The organism is Vibrio sp. 1641 (assembly GCF_033339995.1).
GTDB classification, from domain to species: Bacteria; Pseudomonadota; Gammaproteobacteria; order Enterobacterales; family Vibrionaceae; genus Vibrio; species Vibrio alginolyticus.
Genome location: NZ_JAWOVP010000300.1, coordinates 1 through 611, shown reverse-complemented (window position 1 = coordinate 611; position 611 = coordinate 1). Strand labels below are relative to the sequence as shown.

Here is a 611-nt window from a genome sequence, read left to right as displayed (position 1 = left end):
TTGCGTGAACAGGCAAAATTGGCAGGGTTGGACATTGAGCTGAAGCTGATTGATGGTTCATCGATGTTCAAGTATGTGCGTGAGAAAAAACACGAACTTACTTTCTTTGATATGGGGACTTCGGAAATCCCAACTTATTGGGAATACTTCCATTCCGTGAACGCGAACAAACCACAAACGAACTCATTCACTAACTACAGCACGCCAGAGCTAGATGAAAAGATCATTGCGTATCGCTTTAACATGGACATGGATAAGAAGATCCAACTAGGTCATGAGATTCAGCGAGACATTATTGATGCGCACGTGATTGTCACTGGCTACATGGTGCCTTACGTTCGTTATGGACACTGGCGTTGGTTGAAATTGCCAGAGAAACCAATGAATCGAATGACAGAAGCGTTGTTCAGTGGCGGAATTATCGGTGATGGCACGTATTGGATCGACAAAGACGTGAAGAAAGAAACCCAGAAAGCGATGAAGTCGGGTAAAACCTTTGAACCGGTTGTTGTCGTTGATGACACGTATAAGCTGTAAGGATGTGTTATGGAAAACGATGTAATTTTGAGTGTAAAAGATCTCGAAGTGGAATTCATCACGGATGATGGCCC

Annotated in this window: 1 pseudogene; it reads left to right on the top strand. The window is 43.5% G+C overall.

Annotation, left to right across the window (positions count from 1 at the left end):
- Positions 1-537: pseudogene (locus R7Z47_RS25640) on the top strand (ABC transporter substrate-binding protein); the annotation flags it as partial.
- Positions 538-611: the final 74 nt, after the last annotated feature.